We start from the raw sequence: 25,926 nt of genomic DNA on the forward strand, positions 1-25,926 counted from the left end.
ACCGAGAAGAACATGCTCCGTGCCTCGCCGGCCACGGCGCGGGCCAGCAGCGTCTTGCCGCAGCCCGGCGGACCGACCAGCAGGATGCCCTTGGGGATGCGGGCGCCGAGCTGGCCGTACTCCTCGGGATCCCGGAGGAAGTCGACGATTTCCTCGAGCTCCTCCTTGGCCTCGTCGACGCCGGCCACGTCGTCGAAGCTGACCTTGGTGTCCTTCTCGACATAGATCTTGGCCTTGCTCTTGCCGATCGACATGGCGCCGCCCAGGCCGCCCTGGTTCTGCGCGAACTTGCGGAAGATGAACAGCCAGGCGGCGACGAATACCAGAACCGGCACGATCCAGGAGAGCAGCGTGGTCAGCCAGGTGTTCTCGACCGTGCCGGAAAACTGGACGTCGTACTTCTTCAGCTTGGCGGCGATGTCGGGCCCGACACGGGCGGTGACGAAGCCGGTCTTGCCCTTCTGCGCCTTCTTGTAGGTGCCGCGCAGCTCCTGCGTGCCGACCTGGACCTTGGCGATCTTGCCGGCCTCGAGCTGGCTCTCGAACTGGCTGTAGGGGATCTGCTCGGTGGTGCTGGAGGTCTGCCAGATGCTCTGGAACACGAGCACCGCGAAGATGGCGAGGATGGCGTACCAGATGTTGAACTGGTTGCCGCCCATGCCCGGATATTTCCACTTGCGCCGATTGGGCTGCGGTGAACGTGGCGAGCGCGGTGGCATACGAGATCTCCCGTCAAGGCACGAGGACGGCGGCCCCGGTCAGGCGGCCGCTGCGCAGCCGGTCCAGCGCCTCGTTGGCCCGGGCCAGCTCAAAGGTTTCTATATGGGTCCGGATGCCGGCCTTTGCCACGATGGCGAGGAATTCCTCGGCATCGCGGCGGGTCAGGTTGGCGACCGAGCGCACGACACGCTCGCCCCATAGCAGCGCGTAGGGGAAGGCCGGGATGTCGCTCATGTGGATGCCGCCGCAGACCACCTTGCCACCCTTGCGCACCGCCTTGAGCGCGACGGGGACCAGCGCGCCGACGGGGGCGAAGATGATCGCGGCGTCGAGCTCGGCGGGCGGGGCCTCGTCCGAGCCGCCGGCCCACTCGGCGCCGAGGCTGCGCGCGAAGTCCTGCGCCGCGGCATCGCCGGGCCGGGTGAAGGCGAACACCCGCCGGCCCTGCCAGCGCGCCACCTGGGCGACGATGTGCGCCGCGGCGCCGAAGCCGTAGAGGCCGAGGCAGGCAGCCTCGCCCGCCATGTTCAGCGAGCGGTGGCCGATCAGCCCGGCGCACAGCAGCGGCGCCAGCTCGGCGTCCTCCGGCCCCTCGGGCAGCGCGAAAACATAGGCCGCGTCGGCGACGCAGGCCTCGGCATAGCCGCCGTCGATGGTGTAGCCGGTGAAGCCGGGCGCGTCGCACAGGTTCTCGCGGCCCATGCGGCAATAGGGGCAGGCGCCGCAGCTGTGGCCGAGCCAGGGCACGCCGACCCTGTCGCCGGTGGCGAGGCCGCTCACGCCCGCGCCCAGCGCCGCGATACGGCCGACGATCTCGTGGCCGGGGATGAGCGGCAGCTTCGGTTCGGTCAGGTCGCCGTCGACCACGTGCAGGTCCGTGCGGCACACGCCGCAGGCGGACACCTCGATCGCCACCTGCCCGGGGCCGGGGCGCGGCGCGGCGCGCTGCTCCTCGATGAGCGGCTTGCCCTGTTCGCGCAGCACCATCGCCCGCATCGCGCGCACCTCTCGTTGGCTCGACGCACGGTCTATCGTAGCATGGCGTCGAAGCCGCCTTGACCACGGTCAAGGGTAGAACCGGTTTGACCCAGCGCAAGGCGGCGCGCCCGGCCGTGGTGCAGTTTGCAGCCGAGGGAAGGCCCCGGATGCGAAGGAAAGGGAACGCAGCCATGTCGCTCAAGAGCCTGCTTGTCTTCGTCGATGACTCCGAGGCCTCGCCGCGGCGCCTCGAGACCGCCATCGCCATGGCGCAGACGCACGGCGCGCACCTCGCGGCCCGCGCCGTTCTGGAGCAGCCGGCCTATTACTACGGCATCGGCAGCGAGGTTGCGGCCGATGTCTATCTCGAGGACCTGGAGCGGGTGCGCGCGCTGGCCGGCGAGGTCGCCGAGGCGGCCGAGCAGCGGCTGGCGCAGGCCGGCCACGACGGCGGCGTCGCGCGCGAGACCGGGGTGCCCGCGGCGGTCTCCGAGGTCGCCGCGCGCGATGGGCGCTATGCCGACCTGACGCTGGTGGGCCAGCCTGTCGCGGGGCCGCAGGAGACGCTGCTGCTCAAGGTCTTCGAGGGCGTGCTGTTCGAGTCGGGCCGGCCGCTGGCCGTGGTGCCGGCCGCCTGGTCGGGCGGCGCCTTCGGCAAGCGGGTGATGATCGCCTGGTCGCCGCGCAAGGAGGCGGCGCGCGCGGTCGGCGACGCAATGCCCTTCATCGAGGCGGCGGAGGCGGTGCACATCGCCGTGGTCGACCCGGCGACCGGGGACAGCGCGCATGGCGAGGAGCCCGGCGCCGATCTGGGCGCGGCGCTGTCGCGGCATGCGCGCGACGTCAGCGTCGACCAGCTCACCTCGAGCGGGCTGAGCGTGGGCGAGCGTCTGCTCCGGCACGCCGAGGAAAGCGGCGCCGACCTGATCGTCCTGGGCGGCTACGGCCACTGGCGGCTGCGCCAGATGCTGTTCGGCGGCGTCACCCATGAGCTTTTGCGCAAGAGCGAGGTGCCGCTGCTGCTGGCGCACTGAGGGCCGGCCCTGCTGCGTGGTGCGCTTTCCCGGCCCGCGGGTTGACGACGCGGGGGGGCTCCCCTAGTTCGCGGTAGGCCCGCGGCATTCCCGCGGGCCAAGCGATTCGGGGAGCGGAATGCAATCATCGATGCCGTCCCGGCGTCGCCCGCGCGGGGCCATGGTCAGGGTCGGCTGTGTCGTCCTCGCCGTTCTCGCCGGCGGCTGCTCCGGGGGGAAGGGCGAGTTCGGGCAGGTCAAGTTCTCGATTCCCCAGACCTCGGTCAGCTACACCGCCAAGCTGAAGGGCGCGCCGTCGAGCGATGTCGCCAGCCTGGCAAAGCAGTCGCTCGACACCTGGCGCTACATGAAGAAGGGCGCGGCGAGCATCGCCTTCCTGCGCCGCCGGGCCGAGAACGACGTCGGCACGCTGATCAAGATCCTGCACTCGCGCGGCTATTACTCGGCCAAGGTCGAGACCGCGGTGGAGATGCCCGCGCCCAAGGCGGCCTCCGCCAAGACCTCCAACAAGGCCTCTGCCAAGGCCTCGGGGAAAAAGCCCGGCAAGGCGCAGGTCATCTTCACCATCGAGCCGGGGCCGGCCTACACGCTGACCCGGCAGGTGTTCGACGTGACGCATCAGGGTCCGGTGGCGCCGCCCGCGCTCGACGCGGCCAAGCTCGGCTCGCCGGTGGGCAAGCAGGCCCGCGCCGCCGCGATCGTCGGCGCCGAGGCGGCCGCCGTGGCCAAGCTCAAGCGCAGCGGCTTCGCCTATGCCGAGTTCAAGGGCCGCAACGGCGTGGCCAATCCCAAGGCGGCGACGCTCGAGGTCACGAGCCATATCGATGCCGGGCGCGCCTACACCTTCGGCGATCTGACCTTCGACGGCGTGCACTCGGTCAAGCCGAGCTACCTGCGCACCTATGTGCCCTGGTCGCCTGGCGCGACCTACGACGCCAAGAAGCTGCGCACCTACCAGAAACGGCTGTTCGACACCGGGCTGTTCGACGCCGTCTCGGTGCTGCCGCCGGCGAAGCCGCCCGCGACCGGCCCCGCGAACGGCAAGACGCCGCCGCCGCTGCCGCTGACCGTGAAGGCCAACGATCGCCCGCCACGCACCATCTCGGGCAGCCTGCGCTACGACACCGATGTGGGGCCATCGGCGCAGGCGAGCTTCGAGCATCGCAACCTGTTCGGGCGCAACGAGCACCTGCTGGTCCAGGCCCAGGGTGGCCTGGTCGAGCAGACGGTCGGGATCGGGCTGCGCAAGCCGCAGTACCTGCAGCCGCAGCAGGACCTGGTCGGCGACCTGACCTTCACGCACACCAACGACCAGGCCTACAAGGCGATGATCGTCAGCCTGTCCGGCGGGCTGGAGCGCAAGGTCGGCGAGCGCTGGAAGGGCGGGCTCAAGGGACTGATCGAGGCCAGCCGCATCAACGACAACGGCGACAAGGGCGAGGCGCTGCTGTTCGGCACGCCGTTCTTCCTCGACTATGACGGCTCGAACAACCTGCTCAATCCGACCACGGGCGGCCGCTACCGGCTGGAGGCGACGCCCTTCGCGGGCGTGTTCGAGAACAGGCTCACGAAGTTCCTGGTGATCGACAACAAGGGCTCGTACTACCTGCCCCTCGACAAGAAGCGGACCTACGTCCTGGCCGCGCGGGCGCGCGCGGCGACGATCATTTCCTCGGATCTCCAGTCGATTCCGGCGACGCATCGGCTCTATGCCGGCGGCGGCGGCTCGGTGCGCGGCTACCAGGACCGCTTCGTCGGCCCGCTCGACAAGAACGGCGACCCGATCGGCGGCCGCTCGGCGCTGGAGGGCAGCCTGGAGTTCCGCGCCCACCTGTTCGGCAATTTCGGCGGCGTGATCTTCACCGATGCGGGTGCGGTCTCGACCCAGATGTATCCGGACTTTTCGGCCGGCGTGCAGGTGGCGGCGGGCGTCGGGCTGCGTTACCATACCATCGCGGGCCCGGTGCGCGTCGACCTGGCGTTCCCGCTGAACCCGCGCGGGGCGGACAACCCCTTCGAGGTCTATTTTTCCATAGGGCAGGCTTTCTGATGCGCCTTCTCGCCGCGATGCTGGCGCTCGTCGCGCTGCTCGCCGCGCCCCCGGCGAGCGCGGACACCTCGCTGTTCTCGATCAAGAACAAGCTGATCCAGCTGGCGCTCGACCAGATCAGCTCGCCGGGCTCGTTCGAGATCACGACCGGCTCGATCAAGGACCTGCCGAACGGCGGCACCAGCCTGGTCAACGTCAAGGTCTCCGACAACGAGGGCGTGTGGCTGACCATCGATCAGCTGAACTTCGCTTGGGAGCCCACCAAGCTGCTCTCGGGCGAGCTGTCGATCACCCGGCTCAAGCTGATCGGCCTCGACGTCAAGCGCCTGCCATCGAAGAGCGCCAAGCGGCCCACGCTGAAGCCGCAGAAGCCGCTGAACCACGGCCCCTTCGGCTGGCCGCGCGCGCCGATCGACGTCAGCGTCAAGAACGTGAGCATCGAGAAGGGTCACCTGGCCAAGGGCGTGCTGGCCCAGGCGGTCGATTTCCAGGCCACGGGCCACGCGATCGACCAGGGCGACGTGCAGGAGGTGGAGGCGACGCTGACGCGCACCGACCAGGTGCAGGGGAGCTTCCACCTGCTGCTGCACCGCGACTTCAAGGCTGGCACGCTGAAGCTCGACGTCTTGGGGCACGAGGCGCCGGGCGGGCTGGTGGCGGCGACCGCCGGGCTGCCCGCCGACGCGCCGGCCAAGCTCGACCTGAAGGCGGACGGCACCATCGACAACTGGAAGGTCAACCTGGACGCGGCGGTCGAGCACGTCCTGACGGCGCAGGGCAACGCCACCTTCGACTACAGCAAGCGCCTGAACGCCAAGGCGCATTTCACGGCCACGCCGGGTCCGGAGCTCAGCCCCAGGCTCAAGGCCGTGCTGGGCGACGGGGCGCAGCTCGACGCCGACGTGGTGCAGCAGCCCGACGGCCGCATCCAGGTGGTCTCGGGCAAGCTCGCCTCGCGGGCGGTGCAGCTCACCGCCTCGGGGGCGCTGGCCACCGGCTCGACGGGCGGCAGCAATCTGGAGGTCTCGCTCACCGCGCTGGCGCCGCTGGCCAAGCTGGTGCACGGCGTGGCGTTCGACCGGTTCACCTTCGACGGCACGGTGACCGGGCCGACCGGTGCGCTGGCGGCCAAGGGCACGCTCGGGCTCGAGGGCCTCGCGACCGCGCAAGCGGATATCGGCTCGCTCAGCCTCGACGGCCAGGTCGCGCAGAGCGCGGGCGGCTACGAGTTCAACCTCGCCGGGCAGGGCAAGGGGATCCGCATCGCCCGGGTCGGACCCGACGTGATCGGCCAGGCCCGGCTCGAGGCGGTGGGCACGTTCGCCGGCCGCGTGCTGACGCTCAGCCGGGCGAGCCTCCAGTCCGACGCGCTCGGCGCCGATGCCGCGGGGAGCTATGACCTCGGCAAGTCGAGCGGCGAGTTGAGCGTGAAGCTGCGCCTGCCCAAGCTGGCGCCGGTCGCGGCGGCCTACGGCATGCAGGTCAAGGGCAGCGCGGCCGCCTCGACCGATCTCAGGCTGGCCGCGGGCAAGGCCAGCGCCGATCTCACCGTGACGCTCGCCGACTTCGCCATGTCGGGCGCCGCGGCGCACGAGCTTTCGCTCCAGGGCCAGGTGTCGCGCACCGGTTCGCGCATCTCCTTCGACCTGACCGGCAACGGCAGGGAGCTCAGCCTGGGTCGGGTGCCGCCGTCGCTGACGCCCCAGGCGCGGCTGGTTGCGCAGGGCACGATCGCGGGCGGCACGCTCGATCTGTCCAAGTTGCGGCTGACCTCGCCGGTGGTCGCCGCCGGGGCGAAGGGCACGGTCGGGCTGACGCAAAAGACGGTGGCGCTCGACTACACGCTCACGGTCCCCGCGCTGGCTCCCCTGGCCGAGGCCTATGGCGTGAAGGCGAGCGGCGCGCTCGCGGCGAACGGCAAGGCCGAGGGGTCGCTCACCGCGCCGCAGGTGCGCGGCAAGGTGACGCTGAGCGGCGCGAGCGCGGCCGGCACCTCCTATGGCGACATCACGCTGAGCCACGACGTGACGCTGGGCGCGGCGCCTGAGGGGCAGCTGTCGCTCGACGTGAGCGGTGGCCGGTTCGGCGGCGCCGGCGCGCAGACGCGCTTCCGGCTCGAGGGCAAGGCGCTGACGCTTTCCCAAGTGAAGGCGCAGCTGATGGGCGCCAGCCTCTCGGGGCACGCGACCGTCGATCTGGGCACCAGGCTGGCCGACGGGTCCTTCGACCTCTCGGTGCCGGACCTCAAGCCGCTGGGCAAGGTCGCCGGAACCGCGCTTTCGGGCAGTGCGAACGGGACGGTGACATTGTCCTCGGCCGGCGGGCGCCAGCAGGCCCGGGTGGCCCTGAAGGCGCCGCGCCTGGCCAGCGCCGGCGCCGAGGCGAAAGGCGCCGCGCTGAACCTGACGGTGAGCGACCTGCGCGGCACGCCGCGCGTCGACCTCAAGCTGACGGCTGACAGCGCGCGCGCCGGGTCGGTCTCGCTGGCGGCGTTCAAGGCCACGGCGCGCGGGCCGCTCGGCGGGCTCGACCTCGCGGCGAACGCCAATGGCAAGATCGGCGACAAGGACCTGAAAATCGCACTGGCGGGCCGCGCCAAGGCCTCCGTCAGCCCGGCCGAGGTGACGCTGAGCCGCGCCCAGATCACCGCCGGCCCGGACACCGTGAAGCTCGAGCGGCCGCTTTCGCTCAGGATCGGCGGCGGGCTGTTCGAGGCCAAGGGGCTGGCGGTCTCGCTGCCGCAGAACGGCAGCCTGAGCGGCGACGCCGCGATGCGCCCGGCCGGATTTACCGGCAACCTCAAGATCCAGCAGCTGCCGCTGGGGCTGATCGGCCGCTGGACCTCGATGCGGGTCAGCGCCGGGCGCCTCGATGCCAGCGCCGTCTTCGACACGCGGCCGGGCAGCGCGAAGGCCAAGATCTCGGCCAAGTTCAGGAAGGTGGTGTTCCAGGGCTCGCAGGCGGCGGGACGCACGCTGGACGCCGACCTCAGCGCCAACTGGGACGGGGCGCAGCACGACGCCAAGCTCGAGATCCGGGGCGATTTCGGCGAGCCGATCCGCGCGCACCTGTCGATGCCGCTGAGGCCCCGTGCCGGCCGCCTGCCCGCAATTCCGCCGGGCGGCAAGCTGGACGGCGCGTTCAGCTGGAAGGGCAGGATCGGCGATCTGTGGGCGCTGGTGCCGCTGCCAGGCAGCATTCTCGACGGACAGGCGGTGATCGACCTCAAGATCGGCGGCACCGTCAACAGCCCACGCATCACCGGCACGGCGGAGGTGCAGAACGGCCAGTTCCAGAACCTCGCCCTCGGCACGATCCTGACCAACGTCAAGATCGGCACCGACATCTCGCAGGGCAAGAACATCAAGGTCACGTTCGACGCCAATGACGGCGCCGGCGGCAAGGTCAGCGCCCGGGGCAGCCTGAACCTGGGCGCCAGCCCCGCCAGGCTCGACCTCAGCGCGACCAGCGACAGCGCGGTGCTGGTGCGTCGCGACGACGTGAAGGCCGCGGTGAGCGGCAAGGTCTCGGTCTCCGGGCCGCTCAACAGGCTGTCGGCCAAGGGCAAGCTGCACGTGGACAAGGCCGAGGTGCAGCTGGTCGACGCCCTGCCGCCGAATGTCGTGACGCTCAATGGCATCCGCGTGAAGGGCCAGCCCAAAAAGAAGAAAAAGACCGGCGGCGGGGGCGTGATCAGCCTCGACCTCACGGTTTCGGCCAATCGCGACATCTTCGTGCGCGGGCGCGGTCTCGATTCCGAATGGAGGATGCACCTCTCGGTCGGCGGCTCGGCGGCCAGTCCGGTGGTGACCGGCAAGGTCGAGAAGGTGCGCGGGCAGCTCCAGCTCCTGGGCCGCACCTTCCAGCTCGAGCGCGGCACCGTGACCTTCGACGGCGGCCAGAAGATCGATCCCGGGCTCGATGTCTATCTGCAGGCCGAGAACGACAACGTCACCGGCGGCATCGTCATCGGCGGGCGTGCCTCGGACCCCAAGCTGAGCTTCTCCTCGACCCAGGGGCTGCCCGAGTCCGAGGTCATGCCGCGGCTGCTGTTCGGCCAGTCGCGCCAGTCCCTGACCGGGGCGCAGGCGTTGCAGCTCGGGGCCGGCATCGCGAGTCTGATGGGCGGCGGCGGCGGCGGGCTGCTCAATACGCTGCGCCAGACGGCCGGGCTCGACATGCTTCGGGTCGGGGGGAGTTCGCTCAACACCGCAAGCGTGACGGTGGGGCGCAATATCGGAAAGCGCGTTTTCATCGGCGCCAAGCAGGGGCTGTCGGGCCAGAGCACCGCGGCGACCGTCGAGGTTCAGGTGTTCAAGAACGTGACCGTGGACAGCGAGATCAGCCCGCAGGGCAGCTCGAACATCGGCATCACGCTGAAGAAGGATTTCTGAGCGGGGCGGCCTGCGGCGCGGGCAGAGCGCCGTCGCGTTCGCGCCGGGTGAGAGCGGCGGACGCGCGGGATGAGGAGGGGTGCCGGTGAACATGTCTCCGGGAGGTGAAAGGGCCCGCGCCGCTGCCGGCTGGCGCCGCGCGGACGGCGCCTGGGAACGGCTGCAGGAGGCCGGCAATGCGCGGCTCGCCGCGGGCGAGGTCGCGGCGGCGGCGCGCCTCTTCCGCCGCGCCCGGTGGGTCGCGGCGCTGGGCTTTCGCCGCGGTGATCCGCGCCGCGCGACGACGCTGGCCAACCTTGCACTGGTCGACCGGCTGGTCGGGCGCGAGGCGCGGGCGCGGCGGCGCTATGCCCGGGCGCGGGCGCAGTGGGCGGGGGTCGAGGGCTATATCGCGGGCATGCGGATCGCCCGGCGCAGCCGCTCGGCCCGGCTCGAGCGGGCGATGGAGGCGCGCCACCTCGAGACCTTTCGCCAGAACATGCGCATTCGCATGACCGGCATGGCGCGGGCGACCGGCACGGCTCTGGCGGCGCTGGAGGCGGACGCGCCGGTCACGGCGCGGCTCGCCGCGCGCTGGCAGGCGGAGAGGCCGGCGGTCTTCGACGACACGCGCCGGCTGATGGCGGCGGCACTGCTGCTCGCCGTGCCGCCGCGGGCCTGAGCCCCGGACTCCGGGGTCTCAGCCGGTCCCGGCCCCGTCGTGTTTCTCTTCATGCTTGTCGTCATGCGCGGCGAAACGCCGGCGCTGCTCGGCGAAGGCAAGCAGGCGGTCCTCCGCGAGGCGGTTGACGCTCGCCTCGGAGAAGCGGCCATCCGGCCCGCGCGCGCCGGCCTCGCGGCCCATCAGCAGCTCCACCGCCTCGTCCACATGGGCGACCGCGTGGACGTGGAAGCTGCCCGCGCGGCAGGCGTCGACCACGTCGCTGCGCAGCATCAGGTTCTTCACATTGGCCGCCGGAATCACGACGCCCTGACTGCCCGTGAGCCCGCGCGCGGCGCAGATGTCGAAGAAGCCCTCGATCTTCTCGTTCACGCCGCCGATCGCCTGCGCCTCGCCCATCTGGTTGACCGAGCCGGTGATGGCGAGGTCCTGGCGGATCGGCAGCCCGGCCAGGGCCGAGAGCAGCGCGGCCAGCTCGGCCATCGAGGCGGAATCGCCGTCGACGCCGCCATAGGACTGTTCGAAGACCAGGGTGGCGGCGAGCGAGACCGGCGCCTCGGGCGCGTAGCGGGCGGCGAGGAAGCCCGACAGGATCAGCACGCCCTTGGAGTGGATCGGGCCGCCCATCTTCGCCTCGCGCTCGATGTCGACGACCTTGCCCGATCCCATGCGCACGCGCGCGGTGATGCGGCTGGGGCGGCCGAAGGTGATGTAGCCCGCCGAGAGCACGGCGAGGCCGTTGATCTGGCCGACGGCCTCGCCCGCCGTGTCGATCAGCACGGTCTCGCGGGTGATGTATTCCTGCAGCTTCTCGCGCACCAGGTCGAGCCGGTGGATCTGCTGCGCGACCGTCTTGTGGATCTGCGCCGCGTCGATCGCCTCGACGCCCTCCTTGCCGGCCCAGTGGTCGGCCTCGCGCACCAGGTCGGCGAGCCAGCCGATCCTCAGCGTCAGGCGCTCGGCGTCGTCGGCGAGCCGCGCGGCGCGCTCGATCACCGCGGCGCAGGCGGCCGCGGTCAGCGGACGCTCGGCCTCGTCGCGGGCGATGCCGGCGATCAGGCGGCAGAAGGCGCGTTCGGCCTCGGCGTCGCGCGGGAACACGTCGTCGAACTCGGCGGCGACCTTGAACAGCTCGGAGAAGTCCGGGTCGAGCCCGGCGAGCATGTAGAGGATCTCGCGGTCGCCGAACAGCACCACCTTGACGTCGAGCGGGATCGGCGCGGGCTCGAGCGTCACCGCGGTCATGGTCGAGGTGCCCAGCATCGGCGAGGCGATAACGATCTCGTGCGCGCGCAGGCAGCGCTTGAGCGTCGTCCAGGCGAAGGGCGAGGTGACGAGGCGTTCGATGTCGACCAGCAGGTAGCCGCCATTGGCCCGGTGCAGCGCGCCCGCTTTGATCTGGGTGAAGTCGGTGAGCAGCGCGCCCATGTGCGGGATGTGCTCGATGCGCCCGACGAGATAGCCGACCTCGGGCGCGTCGAGATAGATCACCGGCGCGCCCTTCTCACTGTCAAGACTGCGCACCAGCGGGTTTGCGCGATAGCGGTTGAAGCGCAGGTCGATCGGCGGCGTCGGGCCCTGCTCGTCCTGCTGCGGCAGGAAGGCCTGGGCGTTCTCGACCAGGTCCTTGCGCATCTCGCGCAGGTGCGCGCCGACGCCCTCCATCTCGTGGAACTCGTCGGGAATGTCGTCCATCGCCCGGCTGACCGCCATCTCGGCCATCTCGCGATTGAGCTCGGTGACGCGCTTGCGCATCTCCTTGTTGCGCGCGGGCAGGCCGCGCATGGTCTGGGCCAGCTCCTCGCCCAGCGCCTTGATCTTTTCCTCGATCTTGCCGCGCTCCTCGTCGCTCAGGCTCTCGATGGCCTCGCGGTCCATCGGCTCGCCGTCCTGAAGCGGCACGATGGTGATGCCCTGCTGGGTCTGCACGATGCGCAGGTTCTGCGATTCGGCCTTCTCGGCGAGCTTGTGGAACTCGGACTGGCGGGCCTCCTGGAACTCGCGCTCGATGGCGCCCCGGCGGTCGCGGTACTCGTCGGCCTCGAACATCGCGGGCATGGTGCCCTTGAGCTGCTCGACCACCTCGTCGAGCTCCCTGGCCAGCCGCGGCCCGTCGCCGTTGCGCAGCCTCAGCGCCTGGGGCCGGTAGGGCTCGGAGAAGTTGTGCACATAGATCCAGTCGTCGGGTGCGGGCTCGTCGGCGGCGCGGCCCTCGATGAAGCGGCGCACGGCGTTGTGCCGGCCCGAGCCCTGGGCGCCGAGGGCGAAGATGTTGAAGCCCCTGGCACGGATGCCGACGCCGAATTCGAGCGCAGAGAGCGCGCGGTCCTGGCCGATCAGCCCGCCCGCGGGCTCGAGGTCGGCGGTGGTCTCGAAGCCCAGCGCCTCCGGGTCGGAGCCGCGGAACAGCCGGTCGCAGGTCAGGGCGGGGACGGGGGCCATGAGGCGCACTCCTCGATCAGCAACGCTCCGCCGCCCCGGCCGCGCGCCGGGGCCCGGCAAGCATTGCGAGGTCCCGGGTCGCGCCCGGGACGGCCGGCGGGGCCGCCCGCCGCGTCTTTCGCCCTACTCGGCCGCGTCCTGGTAGGCCTCCATCGGCGGGCAGGTGCAGACCAGGTGGCGATCGCCATAGACGTTGTCGACCCGGTTCACCGGCGGCCAGTACTTGTCCACCCGGAAGGCGCCGGGCGGGAAGCAGGCCTCCTCGCGGCTGTAGGGGCGGTTCCATTCGCTCACCAGGTCCTCGACCGTGTGCGGCGCGTGGCGCAGCGGGCTTTGCTCGACGGTGTGATCGCCCGCCTCGATGGCGCGGATCTCCTCGCGGATGGCGATCATCGCATCACAGAAACGGTCGAGCTCGGCCTTGGTTTCCGACTCGGTGGGCTCGACCATCAGCGTGCCGGCGACCGGCCAGCTCATGGTCGGCGCGTGGAAGCCGCAGTCGATCAGGCGCTTGGCGATGTCGTCCACCGTCACCCCGGCCGACTTCTGGTAGGGGCGGGTGTCGACGATGCACTCATGCGCCACGCGGCCCCCCGGTCCCTTGTAGAGCACGTCGAAATGCCCCTTGAGCCGGGCCGCGATGTAATTGGCGTTGAGGATGGCGATCTTGGTCGCCTGCGCCAGCCCCGCGCCGCCCATCATCAGGCAGTAGGCCCAGGAGATCGGCAGGATTCCGGGCGAGCCGAAGGGCGCGGCCGAGACCGGGCCCTCGGTCAGGCCCTCGGCCGGAGGGACCACCGGGTGGCCGGGCAGGAGCGGCGCGAGATGCGCCTTGACCCCGATCGGCCCCATGCCGGGGCCGCCGCCGCCATGCGGGATGCAGAAGGTCTTGTGCAGGTTGAGATGGCACACGTCCGCGCCGATGTCGCCCGGCCGCGCCAGCCCGACCATGGCGTTCATGTTGGCGCCGTCGAGATAGACCTGACCGCCGTGCTCGTGGGTGATGCGGCAGATCTCGCGCACCGTCTGCTCGAACACACCGTGCGTCGAGGGATAGGTGATCATGCAGGCGGCAAGCTGCTCGCGGTGCTGCCCCGCCTTGGCGCGGAAGTCCTCGACGTCGATGTCGCCGTTCTCGCGCGTGCCGACCACCACCACGCGCATGCCGGCCATCTGCGCCGAGGCCGGGTTGGTGCCGTGCGCCGAGGAGGGGATCAGGCAGACGTCGCGGTGCGCCTCATTGCGGCTGCGGTGCCAGGCGCGGATGGTCATCAGCCCGGCAAACTCGCCCTGCGCGCCCGAGTTGGGCTGCATCGACAGCGCGTCGAAGCCGGTGATGGTGCACAGCTTGGCCGAGAGGTCGTCGATCAGCTCGGCATAGCCCTGGGCCTGCTCGCGCGGCGCGAAGGGGTGCAGCTCGGCGAATTCGGGCCAGGTGATCGGCAGCATCTCGGCGGTGGCATTGAGCTTCATGGTGCACGAGCCGAGCGGGATCATCGCCCGGTCGAGCGCCAGGTCGCGGTCGGCCAGCCGGCGCATGTAGCGGGTCATCTCGGATTCGGCCCGGTTCATGTGGAAGACCGGGTGCACGAGGTACTCGGACTCCCGGATCAGCGCCTTGGGCAGCCGGTACTGGGGGTAGGCCGTGTCGTATTCCAGGTGATAGCCGCCGAAGGCGAGGTAGAGGCGCTTGAGCGTCTCGGGCCGGGTGCGCTCGTCGACGGTGATGCCGATGTGGTGCTCGCCCACGGCGCGCAGGTTGAGCCCGTTGTCCACCGCGTTCTTCAGGATCAGGCCCTGGTAGGGGCCGACCTCGACGGTGACGGTGTCGAAGCATTCCTTGGGCTGCACGTTGAAGCCCATGGACTCGAGCGCGTCCGACAGCCGCGCGGCCTTGCGGTGGATGCGCTCGGCGATGGTCCTGAGCCCGCGCGGGCCATGGAAGACGGCATACATCGAGGCCATCACGGCCAAAAGCACCTGTGCGGTGCAGATGTTCGAGGTGGCCTTCTCGCGCCGGATATGCTGCTCGCGGGTCTGCAGCGCGAGGCGATAGGCCTTGTTGCCGTGGCTGTCGATCGAGACACCCACCAGGCGGCCGGGCATCGAGCGCTTGTATTCGTCCTTGGTCGCCATGTAGGCGGCGTGCGGGCCGCCATAGCCCATGGGCACGCCGAAGCGCTGCATCGAGCCGACCGCGATGTCGGCACCCATCTCGCCCGGCGGCTTGAGCAGCGTCAGCGCCATCGGGTCGGCGGCCATGACGGCCATCGCGCCGGCCTCGTGCAGGCTGGCGATCACGTCGGCGAAGTCGTGGAAGTCGCCGTTGACGCCGGGGTACTGGAACAGCGCGCCAAACACCTTGTCGGGCTCCAGGTCCTCGAACGGGTCGCCGACGATCACCTCCCAGCCCATCGGTGCGGCGCGGGTGCGGATCACGCCGATGGTCTGGGGCAGGGCGTGATGGTCGACGAAAAAGGCGCCGGCCTTCGACTTTGCCTGGCGGTGGCACATGCCCATCGCCTCGGCGGCCGCGGTGGCCTCGTCCAAGAGCGAGCCGTTGGCGATCTCCAGCCCGGTGAGGTCGGTCACCAGCGTCTGGAAGTTGAGCAGCGCCTCGAGCCGGCCCTGGCTGATCTCGGGCTGGTAGGGCGTGTAGGCGGTGTACCAGGCCGGGTTCTCCAGGATGTTGCGCTGGATCGCCGGCGGCGTGATGGTGCCGTGATAGCCCAGCCCGATCAGCGAGGTCAGCACCCTGTTCTTCCGCGCCGTCTCGCGCAGCCGGTCGAGCGCGCCGCGCTCGGACAGCGGCGGGCCGAACTCGAGGCGGTCCTTCCAGCGGATGTCGCCGGGCAGGGTCTGGTCGATCAGGTCGTCCAGGCTCTTTGCGCCCACGGTGTCGAGCATCTCGCCGATCTCGGGCACCGAGGGCCCGATATGGCGGCGGTTGGCAAAGTCGTAGGGCTCGTATTTCGGCTCGGTCATGCGCGCCTCACTCGATCATCGCCTTGTAGGCGGCTTCATCCATCAGCGCGTCCGCCTGAACCGGCTCGGACAACCTGATCTTGAAGAACCAGCCCTTGCCGGTCGGGTCCTGGTTCACGATCGAGGGGTCGTCGACGATGTCCTGGTTGGACTCGGTGATCTCGCCCGAGAGCGGGGCGAAGACGTCCGAGGCCGCCTTTACCGACTCCACGGTCGCCGCCGTGTCGCCCTCGGCGAAGCTGGCGCCCGACGCGGGCAGCTCGACGAAGACCAGGTCGCCGAGCTGCTCGGTGGCGTGCTCGGTGATGCCGACGGTGGCGACGTCGCCCTCGATCTTCAGCCACTCATGGTCCTTGGTGTATTTCAGCATTTCTCTCCTCCCTCGTGTTGCTCGGCGGGCTCAGCCGCGCCGGTAGTTCGGTTTGACGAACGGCATTTCGGCGACCTCGACGGCCAGACGCTTGCCGCGGACTTCGGCGAACAGGCGCGTGCCCGCCTCGGCATGGTCGTACTGGACATAGCCCATGGCGACCGGCGCGTTCACGCTGGGGCCGAAGACGCCCGAGGTGACCTTGCCGATCGGCGCCGTGTCGGCCTCGCCGTAAAACAGCGCCGCGCCCGCGCGCACGGGAGCGCGGCCCTCGGGCTTCAGACCCACCCGGCGGCGGCGCGGGCCGTGGGCCAGCTCGTCGAAGATGCGCTCGGCGCCGGGGAAGCCGCCGGCGCGCGCGCCGCCTGCCCGGCGCGCCTTCTGGATCGCCCATTCCAGCGCCGCCTCGATGGGCGAGGTCGTGGTGTCGAGGTCCGAGCCATAGAGGCACAGCCCGGCCTCGAGGCGCAGGGAGTCGCGCGCGCCGAGCCCCACGGGCGCGACCGCCTCGTGGCGCAGCAGGGCCCGGGCGACGGTAACTGCCGCGTCCTCGGGCACCGAGATCTCGAACCCGTCCTCGCCGGTGTAGCCCGAGCGCGAGACGATGCAGCGCGCCCCGTCGATCAGCAATTCGCACACATCCATGAAGCGCATGCCCGCGCTGTCGGGCGCCAGTGCCTGCAGCACCCCGGCCGCCGCCGGGCCCTGGATCGCCAGCAGCGCGCGGTCGTCCAGCCGCTCGAGCGTGCAGTGCTTGGCCAGGTTCTCGCGAAGATGCGCCTCGTCATGCTCCTTGCACGCCGCGTTGACCACGAGAAACAGGTGGTCGCCGCGGTTCGCGACCATCAGGTCGTCGAGAATCCCGCCCGCCCCGTTGGTGAACAGCGCATAGCGCTGCCGCCCCTGGCGCAGCCCGACCAGGTCGACCGGCACCAGCCGCTCGAGCATCCGCGCCGCATCCGCCGGGTCGCCCGAGCCCGGGCGCAGGGCAAGCTGGCCCATGTGGCTGACGTCGAACAACCCCGCGGCGGCGCGGGTGTGCAGGTGCTCCTTCAGGATGCCGGGCGGGTACTGCAACGGCATCTCGTATCCGGCGAAGGGCACCATGCGCGCCCCCAGCTCGAGGTGCAGGGCATGCAGCGGCGTCGTCTTCAGGATCTCGCTTTCCGCCACGTCGCGTCCTCCCTGGCTGCGGCGCCGGGAGTCTGCGGTGACACAGGCTCCGGCGCAAGATGTCGCGAGAGGGTTCCGTCGGGCGGCCCCCGCACCTGTCCGCGCCCCCTCTGTCCTTTCGCCTGAGAACGTTATCCCGTCGGCGGGTGCTGGCGCACCTCTCTCCAGAGTGCCCGTGCCCGGATTACACGCGCCCCCTGGTCCTTTTGCCTGAGAGGTTCCGGGGCGGTTGCTCCTTCGGCGCCGGCGCGGGCCGGTCTCTCCCGGGGGGTGGCGCCAGCGTAATGCGCCGGCCGCGCCGGTGGCAAGCCCGTGCATTCTTCATGGATCGGCGCGGCCGGCCTGTATATTGTGCAGTGCAAGGTAACCGATTCCGGGCACCGGGGGGCATTAGGTAATGGGCAAGGTCATACTCTTCGCGCAGCAGAAGGGGGGCGCGGGCAAGACCATGCTGCTGACCCAGCTTGCCGCGCATCTGGCGATCTCGGCCGATTCAGCTCCCACGATCGCGCTGATCGACCTCGATCCCCAGCGCACCACCGCCGCCTGGTTCGCCGAGCGCGCGCGGCGCGGCGCGGCCGGGCAGATCGCGCTGGTGGAGAGCGCCGACTGGCGCGCGCGCACCGACATCCGCGATGCCGCGCGCGCGGCCGACCTGGTGTTCGTGGACGCCCCCGGCTCGGCCGACGTGCTGGGCCAGGGCGCCATGCGCGCGGCCGACTTCGCGCTGATTCCCTGCCAGCCGGCGATGGCCGATGTCTGGGCCAGCAGAGCGACGCTGGAGATGGCCCGGCGCGCCGGGCCGGCCCATGGCGTGGTGCTCAACCGGGTGCCGCCGCGCGGCCGGGCCGCCGAGTCCGCGGTCGCCGCGCTGCTCGCCGAGGACGCCCCCGTCCTGGCCCCGCGCATCGGCACGCGCGCCGCCTTCGCCGAGGCGTTCGCCCGCGGCGCCGGGGTCAGTGAGACGGCGCGCAGCTCGAAGGCGGCCGAGGAGATCGCCGCGCTCGCCGACGCTCTGGCGGCGGCGCTGGGGCGGTGAGCCGGGGATTGCGCGGCGCCGCCTGCGACATGTAAACCGGCGCCGGGGGGCGGCGCTCGCCGGGACGGGGAAATGGCGGTGAAAGGGTCGGCGATGACCGAGAAGCTTCCTCACGAGAAGGGCTTTCACGTCTCCTGGGAGCAGATCCACCGCGACAGCCGGGCGCTGGCCTGGCGGCTGGACAAGGAGGGCCCGGGGCCGGCGGGAAGCTGGCGCTCGATCGTGGCCATCACGCGCGGCGGCATGGTGCCTGCCGCGATCGTGGCGCGCGAGCTCAACGTGCGCCATGTCGACACCATCTGCGTGAAGTCCTACGACCACCAGACCCGGGCCGAGGCCGAGCTTCTCAAGGCCCCCGACGCCTCGATCGGCGACGGCGAGGGGGTGCTGGTGATCGACGACCTGGTGGATACGGGCCGCACGCTCGAGGTGGTGCGCCGGCTCTACCCGAAGGCGCATTTCGCCACCGTCTATGCCAAGCCCAAGGGCCGCCCGCTGGTGCAGACTTTCATCACCGAGGTCAGCCAGGACACCTGGATCTTCTTTCCCTGGGACATGGCGCTGATGTATGTCGAGCCCTATCGCGGCACCGCCTGAGCTGTCCGGCACCGCGGGCGCTCTGAACGGGCGCGACCCGGCGCGGCCGGCCGCGGCGCCGTTATGGCGATTGTGCCGGGTGCCATCGCGGACGACGTCACGGGCGCAGTTCCCAGGTCTCGATGTGCCTGTCGCGCAGCATCGGCGCGACCTCGCGGTCGAAGGCCTTGAAATGGGGGCTGGCGAGGTGTGCCTCGAAAGCCGCCGTCCCCGCGTAGAGCTCGTAGAGGAACACGCGCCCGGGTCGCCCGGGATCGGTGCAGACGTCGAAGCGCAGGCAGCCCGATTCGCGCGTGATGCTGTCGGCAGCCTGCCGGCGGACCCGGGCGAGGAAGGCGTCGGCTGCGTCCGGCGCGGCCTCGAAGGTGACGGTGACGGCGAACATGCGCTCCCTCCGGTTCTTGCTGTTGCTCCGCGCGGCGAATCCCGCTTCAACAGCGTTTAGCTGCGCGCTGTGCCCGAGAGAAGCCGCGGGAGTCCGCCGATGCCCGAGCCCCGTTTCCGCATCGCCGTCTTCCCCGGTGACGGCATCGGGCCGGAGATCACGCCGCCGACGCTCGCGCTGATCGACAAGGCGGCGGCCCGGACCGGCGGCTTCGGCCTGGACTTCGAGACCTGTGCCGCCGGCGCCGCGCACTACCGCGACCACGGCGAGGCGTTGCCCGCCGGCGCGCTCGAGCGCGCGCGCGCGGCGGACGCCATCTTGCTCGCCGCCATGGGCCTGCCCGAGGTGCGCTACCCCGACGGCACCGAGATCTCGCCCCAGCTCGAGCTGCGCTTCGCGCTTGGCCTCTATGCCGGGGTGCGGCCGATCCGCGCCATCCCGGGCGTGCCGCTGGCGCTGGCCGATCCGCGCGCCCGCGACATCGACCTGGTGATCCTGCGCGAGTCGACCGAGGGGCTGTTCGCGTCGCACGGCCGCGGCGAGGTCACGCGCGAGCGCGCCACCGAGACCATGGTGCTGACCCGGGCCACCACCGAGCGGCTGCACGACTTCGGCCTCAACCTCGCCGCCGAGCGTGCCGCGCTGGGCGGCAGTGGGCGGGCCACCTGCGTCGACAAGGCCAACGTGTTCCGCGCCTTCGCCTGGTTTCGCGAGATCTTCGACGTCCGCGCCCGGGCCTTCCCACGGGTCCCGGCCGGGCACCTCTACATCGACGCCTGCGCCCTGGCGCTGGTGCAGCGGCCCTGGGAGCTCGACGTGCTGATCACCGAGAACATATTCGGCGACATCCTGTCGGACCTCGGCGCCGGGCTGATCGGCGGCATGGGCTATGCGCCCTCGGCCGATATCGGCGACCAGCACGGGCTGTTCCAGCCCTGCCACGGCTCGGCCCCGGACATTGCCGGCGCCGGGCGCGCCAACCCGACGGCGATGATCCTGTCGGCCGCGATGATGCTGGAGTGGCTGGGCAGGACCAGGGCCGTGCCCGAGGCCGGGCGCGCCGGGGCGCTGATCCGCCGCGCCGTCGACGCCGCCTTCGCCGGGGGCAGTCTGAGGACCCCGGAGTTCGGCGGCGACGCCGGCACCGCGGCCGTCTTCGCCGCCGTCGAGGCGGTGCTGGAGAGGCAGACGGACTGAGCCCGGCGCGGTGCCCTGTTTTTGCCGGTATGCGACGGTGGCTCGGCGCCGGAGTCAGGCGTTGGTCCTGCCGGGCCCGCCGATCCGGGTCATCGTGCCCTCTTGCTTGACCGCTGATCCGTGCCTCCGCTAAGTCGATCTAAAGTTGGCGGCCGGCCGAAATAAGCGCGCATTTCAGGAAACGACCCGCATGACGAACGATACCCGCGCCAACCGCGCGCTGCGCAGCCAGGAGTGGTTCGACAATCCGAACAATCCCGGCATGACCGCGCTCTATGTCGAGCGCTATCAAAACCAGGGCTACACGCGCGACGAGCTGCAGTCGGGCCGGCCGATGATCGGCATTGCCCAGACCGGCTCGGACCTCGCGCCGTGCAACAAGATCCACGTCTTCCTCGCCGACCGGGTCAAGGCGGGCATCCGCGACGCGGGCGGCGTGCCGATCGAGTTCCCGGTGCACCCGATCCAGGAGACCGGCAAGCGCCCCACCGCGGCGCTGGACCGCAACCTCGCCTATCTCGGCCTGGTCGAGGTGTTGCAGGGCTATCCCATCGACGGCGTGGTGCTGACCACCGGCTGCGACAAGACCACGCCGGCGATGCTGATGGGCGCGGCGACGTTGGACCTGCCGGCCATCGTGCTGTCGGGCGGGCCGATGCTGGACGGCTGGTGGCGCGGCCGGCTCGCCGGCTCGGGCACAGTGGTGTGGGAGAGCCGGCGGCTGCTGGCCGAGGGCGAGATCGACTACGACGAGTTCATGAACCGCGTCTGCGCTTCGGCGCCGTCGCTGGGCCATTGCAACACCATGGGCACGGCCTCGACCATGAACGCGCTGGCCGAGGCCCTGGGCATGAGCCTGCCGGGCTGCGCCGCCATCCCCGCGCCCTTCCGCGAGCGCATGGAGATGGCCTATGCCACGGGCCGGCGCATCGTCGCGATGGTGCGCGAGGACCTGCGGCCCTCGGCGATCCTGACGCGCGAGGCGTTCGAGAACGCGATCCGGGTGAACACCGCCATCGGCGGCTCGACCAATGCGCCGCCGCATATCCAGGCGATCGCGCGGCACACGGGCGTGGAGCTGGGCATCGACGACTGGCAGGCGCAGGGCTATGCGCTGCCGCTCCTGGTCAACATGCAGCCCGCCGGGAAATATCTGGGCGAGAGCTTCCAGCGCGCGGGCGGCGTGCCCGCCGTGATGGGCGAGATGCTGGCCGCGGGGCTGATCCACGGCGACGCCCCGACGGTCACGGGCCGCACGGTGGCCGAGAACCTCGCGGGCCGGCGCAGCGCCGACCACGAGGTGATCCGCCCCGTGGAGACCCCGCTGCGCGAGAACGCCGGTTTCCTGGTGCTGAGCGGCAACCTGTTCGACTCGGCGCTGATGAAGACCTCGGTGATTTCCCAGGACTTCCGCCGCCGGTACCTCTCGACGCCGGGAGCGGAGGGCGTGTTCGAGGGCAAGGCGGTGGTGTTCGAGGGCCCGGAGGACTACCACGCCCGGATCAACGACCCCGATCTGGGCATCGACGCCCAGACCATGCTGTTCATCCGCTATGTCGGCCCGGTGGGCTATCCCGGTTCGGCCGAGGTGGTGAACATGCAGCCGCCCGATGCTCTGTTGCGCGAGGGCATCGTGCATCTGCCCACGGTTGGCGACGGGCGGCAGTCGGGCACCTCTGAGAGCCCCTCGATCCTCAACGCCTCGCCCGAGGCTGCCGTCGGCGGCGGGCTTGCCTTGCTGCAGACGGGCGACCGGGTGCGGCTCGACATCCCCCACCGCCGCCTCGACGCGCTGGTGCCCGATGACGAGTGGCAGGCACGCCGCCGCGCGTGGACGCCGCCCCAGCTCGAGAACCAGACGCCGTGGCAGGAATTCTACCGTGCCCATGTCGGGCAGCTCTCCGAGGGCGGCTGCCTCGACTTCGCCACAGCCTACAGGCGTACCTCGCGCCAGCTGCCGCGCGACAATCACTGAGGGGGGCCCATGCGCATCACCATCGTCGGCGGCGGCGGCATGATCGGGCAGAAGCTGGCGCGGGCGCTGGCCGCGCGCGGCCGGCTGCGCGGCCAGGAGATCGCCCAGCTCACGCTCGCCGACGTGATCGACCCGGCGCCCATCGAGGCGCCGTTCCCGGTTTCCCTGCGGCGCCTCGACATCACCGACCGGGCCGCCTTGGACCGGCTTGTGGCCGAGGGCGCGGACGTCGTCTACCACCTCGCCGCCATCGTCTCGGGCCAGGCCGAGGCCGAGTTCGACCTCGGCATGGCGATCAACCTCGCGGGCACGCTGAACGTGCTCGAGGCCGCACGCGCCATGGACACCGTGCCGGTCGTGGTCTTCACCTCCTCGATCGCGGTCTATGGCGGCGAGATCCCCGACCCGATCGAGGACTGGACGATGCTCAACCCGCAGACCTCCTATGGCACCCAGAAGGCCGCGGGCGAGCTTCTGCTCAACGACTATTCGCGGCGCGGCTTCATCGATGGGCGCGGCCCGCGGCTGCCCACCATCTCGATCCGGCCGGGCCGGCCGAACAAGGCGGCGTCGGGGTTCATGTCCTCGATCTTCCGCGAGCCTTTGCAGGGCAAGGCGGCGGTGTGCCCGGTCGAGGAGAGCTACGAGCACTACTATCTCTCGCCGCGGCGCTGCGTCGAGAACCTGATCCACGCCGCCGAGATCGAGGGCGCCGCGCTGGGCCGGAACCGCTGCTTCGCGCTGCCCGGCCGCACGCACCGGATCGGCGACATGGTCGAGGCCATGCGCCGGATGGCGGGCGACGGTGCGGCGGAGCTGATCCGCTGGGAGCCCGACCCGGAGCTGCAGCGAATCGTGCTTGGCTGGAAGGCGCATTTCCGGCCCCGAAAGGCGCTCGAGCTTGGCTTCGTGGCCGACGAGAGCTTCGAGGACAATATCCGCTTCTTCCTCGAGGACGACGTGGCGCGCTAGCCCGCCTGCCGGCCCGAGTTTTCGGGGTGTGCACATTGCACAAATCCGTAAGGTATTGCTTTTACGTCATTTCTCATGTGAAGGGTTTTCGCGCGCCGCACCGGCCGACGGCGATTTCGGCCGCTGCTGGGGCGGGCGCTCGACATCCGCTGCGAACAGGTCATCCTGACCGCGCACGGCGTCGTTGTTCGAGCAAAGGGGAGACCGGCACGCAATGTGGCTCGATCGGATCACGGATTTCTTTCGCCACCTCACGCGCTTTGCCGTGGGGGGCAGCGCCAGCGCCGTGGTGCAGAGCCTGTGCTATCTTTTGCTGGTGCGGCTCGGCTGGACCGGGCCGGTGCTTGCCAGCGTCATCGCCTTCGCCCTGGGCACGCTGGTCTCGTTCACGGTGCATTACAACTGGACCTTCCGCAGCGCGCGCTCGCCGGCGCGGGCCGCCTGGCGCTTTGGCGTGGCGCGGCTGGTCGGCCTCGGCGTCAATACCGGCGGCGTGGACCTGCTGACCGGGGTGCTGGGGCTCAGCGACTACTGGGGCCTTGTGTGCATCCTGGTGATCACGCCGCTCGCCATCTTCACGATCAGCAAGTACTGGGTGTTCCGCGACAGCCACCACTACCGCGGCGCGCCGCGCGCCGGCTGAGGCCGGGCCGGCCCCACGGGGCCAACGAATGGCCCACGCCAAATCGAGTCAGGCTGGCGTGGCGACGCGGATGCCTCAGGGCACCACGGCGTGCCGTGCGGTCTCGGGCAGCCAGGTGGCCAGTTCGGGGAAGGCGACCAGCACGGCGACCATCAGCACCATGATCAGGAACATCGGCAGCGCGGTCAGCGCGATGTAGCTCATCGGGTGGCGCGTCAGCCCCTGCAGCACGAACAGGTTGAAGCCGATCGGCGGCGTGATCTGCGCCATCTCCACGACGACCACGAGGAAGATGCCGAACCAGATCATCGAGAACCCGGCCTCGCGGAAGGCCGGCACGTCGACCATCGGCTGCACCACCGCCATGGTCAGCACCACCGCCGAGATGCCGTCGAGGAAGCAGCCGACGATGATGTAGAACACGGTCAGCGCCGCGATCAGCGTGTAGACCGACAGGTGCAGCGAGGCGATCCACTCGGCCATCGCCCGGGGCAGCCCGGTATAGCCCATGCTGAGCGTCAGGAACGAGGCGCCCATCAGGATGAAGGCGACCATGGCCGAGGTGCGCACCGCGCCCATCAGGCTGTCGGAGAAGCTGCCCCAGGTCAGGCTGCCCTGCAGCCAGGCCAGCGTGAGCGAGCCCAGCACCCCGATCGCGGCGGCCTCGGTCGGCGTGGCATAGCCGCGATACATCGAGCCGATTACCGCGACCACCAGGCACAGCACCGGCACCAGGAAGCGCGAGTTCCACAGCTTCTCGCGCAGGCTCATGTCGGGGTCCCGGTCGGGCTGTCCGCCGCGCCACAGCGAGTGCCACACGGCGACATAGACCATGAACATCGCCGCCAGCGTGAGGCCCGGCAGGATGCCGGCGATGAACAGCTTGGTGATCGATTCGTTGATCGTCACCCCATAGACGATCAGGATCAGCGAGGGCGGGATCATCAGCCCCAGCGTGGCCGAGCCCGCCAGCGTGCCGATGGTCATGAACTCCGGGTAGTGGCGCCGCCTGAGCTCGGGGATCGACATCTTGCCGATGGTCGAGAGCGTCGCGGCCGAGGAGCCCGAGACCGCGGCGAAGATGGCGCAGCCCACCACGTTGGTGTGCAACAGCCCCCCCGGCAGCCGCTGCATCCAGGGCGCGAGCCCGCGGAACATGTCCTCCGACAGCCGGGTGCGGAACAGGATCTCGCCCATCCAGATGAACAGCGGCAGGGCGGTGATGCCCCAGCTCGACGAGGTCGACCAGATCGTGGTGATCATGGCGTCCCCGGCCGGGCGCGGTGTGAACACCTCGACGCCGATATAGGCGACCCCGATCAGCGCCAGCCCGATCCAGACCCCGGTGCCGAGCAGGAAGAACAGCACGAACAGGAACACCCCGGTTTTCGCCCAGACGCTGTCGATGCCGAAATACTGCAGCACCATCCAGCCGCCGCCGGCCAAGACGGCCATGATGGCAAACCCGGCCAGCCGCCCGCGCAGGTCCTCGGCCAACACGCTCAGCCCTCCCCCTCGGTGACGTTGGGCTCGTCGTGGCCGGGGTGCGCGGTCAGCAGCACGCGCACGAAGTGGTCCACCATGGCCAGCGCCAGCAGGCAGGCGCCGATCGACATGACGATCTGCGGAATCCACAGTGGCGTGGCATCCTGGCCCTGGCTGACGTCGTGCAGCTTCCACGACCAGATGTCGGCCCGGACGGCGTAGCGCGCGAAGAACAGCGCGATCGCGGCGCCGATGCCGTAGCACCAGATCTCGGCATAGCGGCGGTGCCGGCCGGTCGCCGCGAGCAGGAGCGAGACGCGCACATGCGCGCCCCTGTTGAGCGCATAGGCCAGCGCCAGGAAGGACGACCCGGCCATGGCATAGCCGGCATAGCTGGGCCCGCCGGGGAACACCAGCCCGCTCCAGCGCGCCACCATCTGCGCCACGATCACGACGAGGACCAGCACCATGCACACGCCGCCGGCGACGCCGCCGGCGAGGTAGAGCGCATCGAGCGTGCGCCTCACTGCCCTGAGCATCGCGCGGCGCCGATCAGCCGGAAGGCCGGGCCCCTCCCCGCCGGGGGAGGGGCGAGGCCGCAGGCCGCCCGCCGGTCACTGCATCGCCCGGTACTTCTCGATGATGGCCTTGCCGGTCGCGCCGGCCTTGGCGATCCACTCGTCGGCCATCTTCTTGCCGATCTCCTTGAGCTGCGCCTTGAGCTTGGGGCCCGGCTCGGTCACGACCATGCCGTGCTCGGCGAGGCCCTTGACCGTGAAGTCGGTGTACTGCACCGCACGCCAGTAGCCGGCATAGGCCGCGAGGT

Annotated in this window: 19 protein-coding genes, 1 pseudogene and 2 riboswitches; of the genes and pseudogenes, 10 read left to right on the plus strand and 10 right to left on the minus strand. The window is 70.6% G+C overall.

The genetic code is table 11. The annotated features are described in order from the left end of the window. Positions 1-659: ATP-dependent metallopeptidase FtsH/Yme1/Tma family protein (locus AC32QD_RS09425; RefSeq protein WP_492010237.1), on the minus strand; the 659-nt coding region annotated here is incomplete at its 3' end. 73 nt (positions 660-732) lie between these two features. Beyond that, entirely contained in the window at positions 733-1,707 is a 975-nt protein-coding gene (locus AC32QD_RS09430) for a zinc-dependent alcohol dehydrogenase family protein (protein ID WP_492010238.1), read from the minus strand. 182 nt (positions 1,708-1,889) lie between these two features. On the opposite strand from AC32QD_RS09430, the gene AC32QD_RS09435 reads away from it, so the two are divergent. The 4 genes from AC32QD_RS09435 (at position 1,890) to AC32QD_RS09450 (ending at position 9,837) form a co-directional block, all read left to right on the plus strand. After that, entirely contained in the window at positions 1,890-2,732 is an 843-nt protein-coding gene (locus AC32QD_RS09435) for a universal stress protein (RefSeq protein WP_492010239.1), read from the plus strand. Between the two features lie 160 nt (positions 2,733-2,892). After that, complete coding sequence (locus AC32QD_RS09440; protein ID WP_492010240.1) at positions 2,893-4,782, plus strand: autotransporter assembly complex protein TamA; 1,890 nt, start codon at positions 2,893-2,895, stop codon at positions 4,780-4,782. Next, a complete protein-coding gene (locus AC32QD_RS09445; RefSeq protein WP_492010241.1) occupies positions 4,782-9,176 on the plus strand; it encodes a translocation/assembly module TamB domain-containing protein in 4,395 nt (1,464 codons plus the stop codon). The genes AC32QD_RS09440 and AC32QD_RS09445 overlap by 1 nt, the downstream gene beginning before the upstream one ends. 85 nt (positions 9,177-9,261) lie before the next feature. Next, entirely contained in the window at positions 9,262-9,837 is a 576-nt protein-coding gene (locus tag AC32QD_RS09450) for a tetratricopeptide repeat protein (RefSeq protein ID WP_492010242.1), read from the plus strand. Positions 9,838-9,855: 18 nt separating this feature from the next. Here the strand turns inward: AC32QD_RS09450 and AC32QD_RS09455 are convergent, their stop codons facing one another. From AC32QD_RS09455 to gcvT, 4 genes are all read right to left on the minus strand, one after another. Further along, the gene (locus AC32QD_RS09455; protein WP_492010243.1) at positions 9,856-12,279 is read right to left on the minus strand and encodes a Lon protease family protein; all 2,424 of its coding nucleotides are present in this window, start codon (positions 12,277-12,279) and stop codon (positions 9,856-9,858) included. Between the two features lie 123 nt (positions 12,280-12,402). Further along, positions 12,403-15,264: an aminomethyl-transferring glycine dehydrogenase gene (gene gcvP, locus AC32QD_RS09460; protein WP_492010244.1), complete on the minus strand. Its 2,862-nt coding sequence runs from the start codon at positions 15,262-15,264 to the stop codon at positions 12,403-12,405. Positions 15,265-15,271: 7 nt separating this feature from the next. Further along, complete coding sequence (gene gcvH / locus AC32QD_RS09465; protein ID WP_492010253.1) at positions 15,272-15,631, minus strand: glycine cleavage system protein GcvH; 360 nt, start codon at positions 15,629-15,631, stop codon at positions 15,272-15,274. Between the two features lie 33 nt (positions 15,632-15,664). Next, complete coding sequence (gcvT, locus tag AC32QD_RS09470; RefSeq protein ID WP_492010245.1) at positions 15,665-16,807, minus strand: glycine cleavage system aminomethyltransferase GcvT; 1,143 nt, start codon at positions 16,805-16,807, stop codon at positions 15,665-15,667. Positions 16,808-16,907: 100 nt separating this feature from the next. After that, positions 16,908-16,985: riboswitch (glycine riboswitch) on the minus strand. A 10-nt stretch (positions 16,986-16,995) separates the two neighbouring features. Then, a riboswitch (glycine riboswitch) is annotated at positions 16,996-17,083 on the minus strand. 121 nt (positions 17,084-17,204) lie between these two features. Here gcvT and AC32QD_RS09475 point away from each other — a divergent pair. Continuing rightward, entirely contained in the window at positions 17,205-17,846 is a 642-nt protein-coding gene (locus AC32QD_RS09475) for a nucleotide-binding protein (protein ID WP_492010246.1), read from the plus strand. Between the two features lie 93 nt (positions 17,847-17,939). Beyond that, a complete protein-coding gene (gpt, locus tag AC32QD_RS09480) occupies positions 17,940-18,443 on the plus strand; it encodes a xanthine phosphoribosyltransferase (RefSeq protein ID WP_492010254.1) in 504 nt (167 codons plus the stop codon). A 97-nt stretch (positions 18,444-18,540) separates the two neighbouring features. On the opposite strand, the gene AC32QD_RS09485 is transcribed toward gpt, so the two are convergent. Then, positions 18,541-18,828 (minus strand): putative quinol monooxygenase, encoded by a 288-nt coding sequence (locus AC32QD_RS09485; RefSeq protein ID WP_492010247.1) that lies wholly within the window; start codon positions 18,826-18,828, stop codon positions 18,541-18,543. Positions 18,829-18,927: 99 nt separating this feature from the next. Here AC32QD_RS09485 and AC32QD_RS09490 point away from each other — a divergent pair, with 99 nt between their 5' ends. The 4 genes from AC32QD_RS09490 to AC32QD_RS09505 all read left to right on the plus strand — a co-directional run bounded on the left by AC32QD_RS09490 (position 18,928) and on the right by AC32QD_RS09505 (position 23,615). Further along, the gene (locus tag AC32QD_RS09490; RefSeq protein ID WP_492010248.1) at positions 18,928-20,025 is read left to right on the plus strand and encodes an isocitrate/isopropylmalate dehydrogenase family protein; all 1,098 of its coding nucleotides are present in this window, start codon (positions 18,928-18,930) and stop codon (positions 20,023-20,025) included. A 190-nt stretch (positions 20,026-20,215) separates the two neighbouring features. Further along, complete coding sequence (locus AC32QD_RS09495) at positions 20,216-22,000, plus strand: IlvD/Edd family dehydratase (RefSeq protein ID WP_492010249.1); 1,785 nt, start codon at positions 20,216-20,218, stop codon at positions 21,998-22,000. A 9-nt stretch (positions 22,001-22,009) separates the two neighbouring features. Beyond that, positions 22,010-22,972 carry a D-erythronate dehydrogenase gene (gene denD, locus AC32QD_RS09500; protein ID WP_492010250.1) on the plus strand — a complete coding sequence of 321 codons (963 nt, stop codon included), beginning with the start codon at positions 22,010-22,012 and terminating at the stop codon, positions 22,970-22,972. 214 nt (positions 22,973-23,186) lie between these two features. Beyond that, on the plus strand, positions 23,187-23,615 hold the full coding sequence (locus AC32QD_RS09505) for a GtrA family protein (protein WP_492010251.1): 429 nt from the start codon (positions 23,187-23,189) through the stop codon (positions 23,613-23,615). Positions 23,616-23,690: 75 nt separating this feature from the next. Here the strand turns inward: AC32QD_RS09505 and AC32QD_RS09510 are convergent, their stop codons facing one another. From AC32QD_RS09510 to AC32QD_RS09520, 3 genes and pseudogenes are all read right to left on the minus strand, one after another. After that, positions 23,691-25,043: a TRAP transporter large permease gene (locus tag AC32QD_RS09510; RefSeq protein ID WP_492010255.1), complete on the minus strand. Its 1,353-nt coding sequence runs from the start codon at positions 25,041-25,043 to the stop codon at positions 23,691-23,693. A gap of 74 nt (positions 25,044-25,117) precedes the next feature. Next, positions 25,118-25,639 (minus strand): TRAP transporter small permease, encoded by a 522-nt coding sequence (locus AC32QD_RS09515; protein WP_492010252.1) that lies wholly within the window; start codon positions 25,637-25,639, stop codon positions 25,118-25,120. 75 nt (positions 25,640-25,714) lie between these two features. Further along, a pseudogene (locus tag AC32QD_RS09520) lies at positions 25,715-25,926 on the minus strand (C4-dicarboxylate ABC transporter substrate-binding protein); the annotation flags it as partial.

The sequence above is a fragment of the Thermohalobaculum sp. genome (assembly GCF_058622915.1).

Bases quoted from the DNA above. Each gene is read 5' to 3' on its own strand.
- AC32QD_RS09440 (WP_492010240.1), top strand. From the start codon at position 2,893: ATGGTCAGGGTCGGCTGTGTCGTCCTCGCCGTTCTCGCCGGCGGCTGC.
- AC32QD_RS09445 (WP_492010241.1), top strand. From the start codon at position 4,782: ATGCGCCTTCTCGCCGCGATGCTGGCGCTCGTCGCGCTGCTCGCCGCG.
- AC32QD_RS09455 (WP_492010243.1), bottom strand. From the start codon at position 12,279: ATGGCCCCCGTCCCCGCCCTGACCTGCGACCGGCTGTTCCGCGGCTCC.
- denD (WP_492010250.1), top strand. From the start codon at position 22,010: ATGCGCATCACCATCGTCGGCGGCGGCGGCATGATCGGGCAGAAGCTG.
- AC32QD_RS09515 (WP_492010252.1), bottom strand. From the start codon at position 25,639: ATGCTCAGGGCAGTGAGGCGCACGCTCGATGCGCTCTACCTCGCCGGC.
- AC32QD_RS09435 (WP_492010239.1), top strand. From the start codon at position 1,890: ATGTCGCTCAAGAGCCTGCTTGTCTTCGTCGATGACTCCGAGGCCTCG.
- AC32QD_RS09510 (WP_492010255.1), bottom strand. From the start codon at position 25,043: ATGGTGCTGCAGTATTTCGGCATCGACAGCGTCTGGGCGAAAACCGGG.
- gpt (WP_492010254.1), top strand. From the start codon at position 17,940: ATGACCGAGAAGCTTCCTCACGAGAAGGGCTTTCACGTCTCCTGGGAG.
- gcvP (WP_492010244.1), bottom strand. From the start codon at position 15,264: ATGACCGAGCCGAAATACGAGCCCTACGACTTTGCCAACCGCCGCCAT.
- AC32QD_RS09490 (WP_492010248.1), top strand. From the start codon at position 18,928: ATGCCCGAGCCCCGTTTCCGCATCGCCGTCTTCCCCGGTGACGGCATC.
- AC32QD_RS09505 (WP_492010251.1), top strand. From the start codon at position 23,187: ATGTGGCTCGATCGGATCACGGATTTCTTTCGCCACCTCACGCGCTTT.
- AC32QD_RS09430 (WP_492010238.1), bottom strand. From the start codon at position 1,707: ATGGTGCTGCGCGAACAGGGCAAGCCGCTCATCGAGGAGCAGCGCGCC.
- AC32QD_RS09475 (WP_492010246.1), top strand. From the start codon at position 17,205: ATGGGCAAGGTCATACTCTTCGCGCAGCAGAAGGGGGGCGCGGGCAAG.
- AC32QD_RS09485 (WP_492010247.1), bottom strand. From the start codon at position 18,828: ATGTTCGCCGTCACCGTCACCTTCGAGGCCGCGCCGGACGCAGCCGAC.
- AC32QD_RS09495 (WP_492010249.1), top strand. From the start codon at position 20,216: ATGACGAACGATACCCGCGCCAACCGCGCGCTGCGCAGCCAGGAGTGG.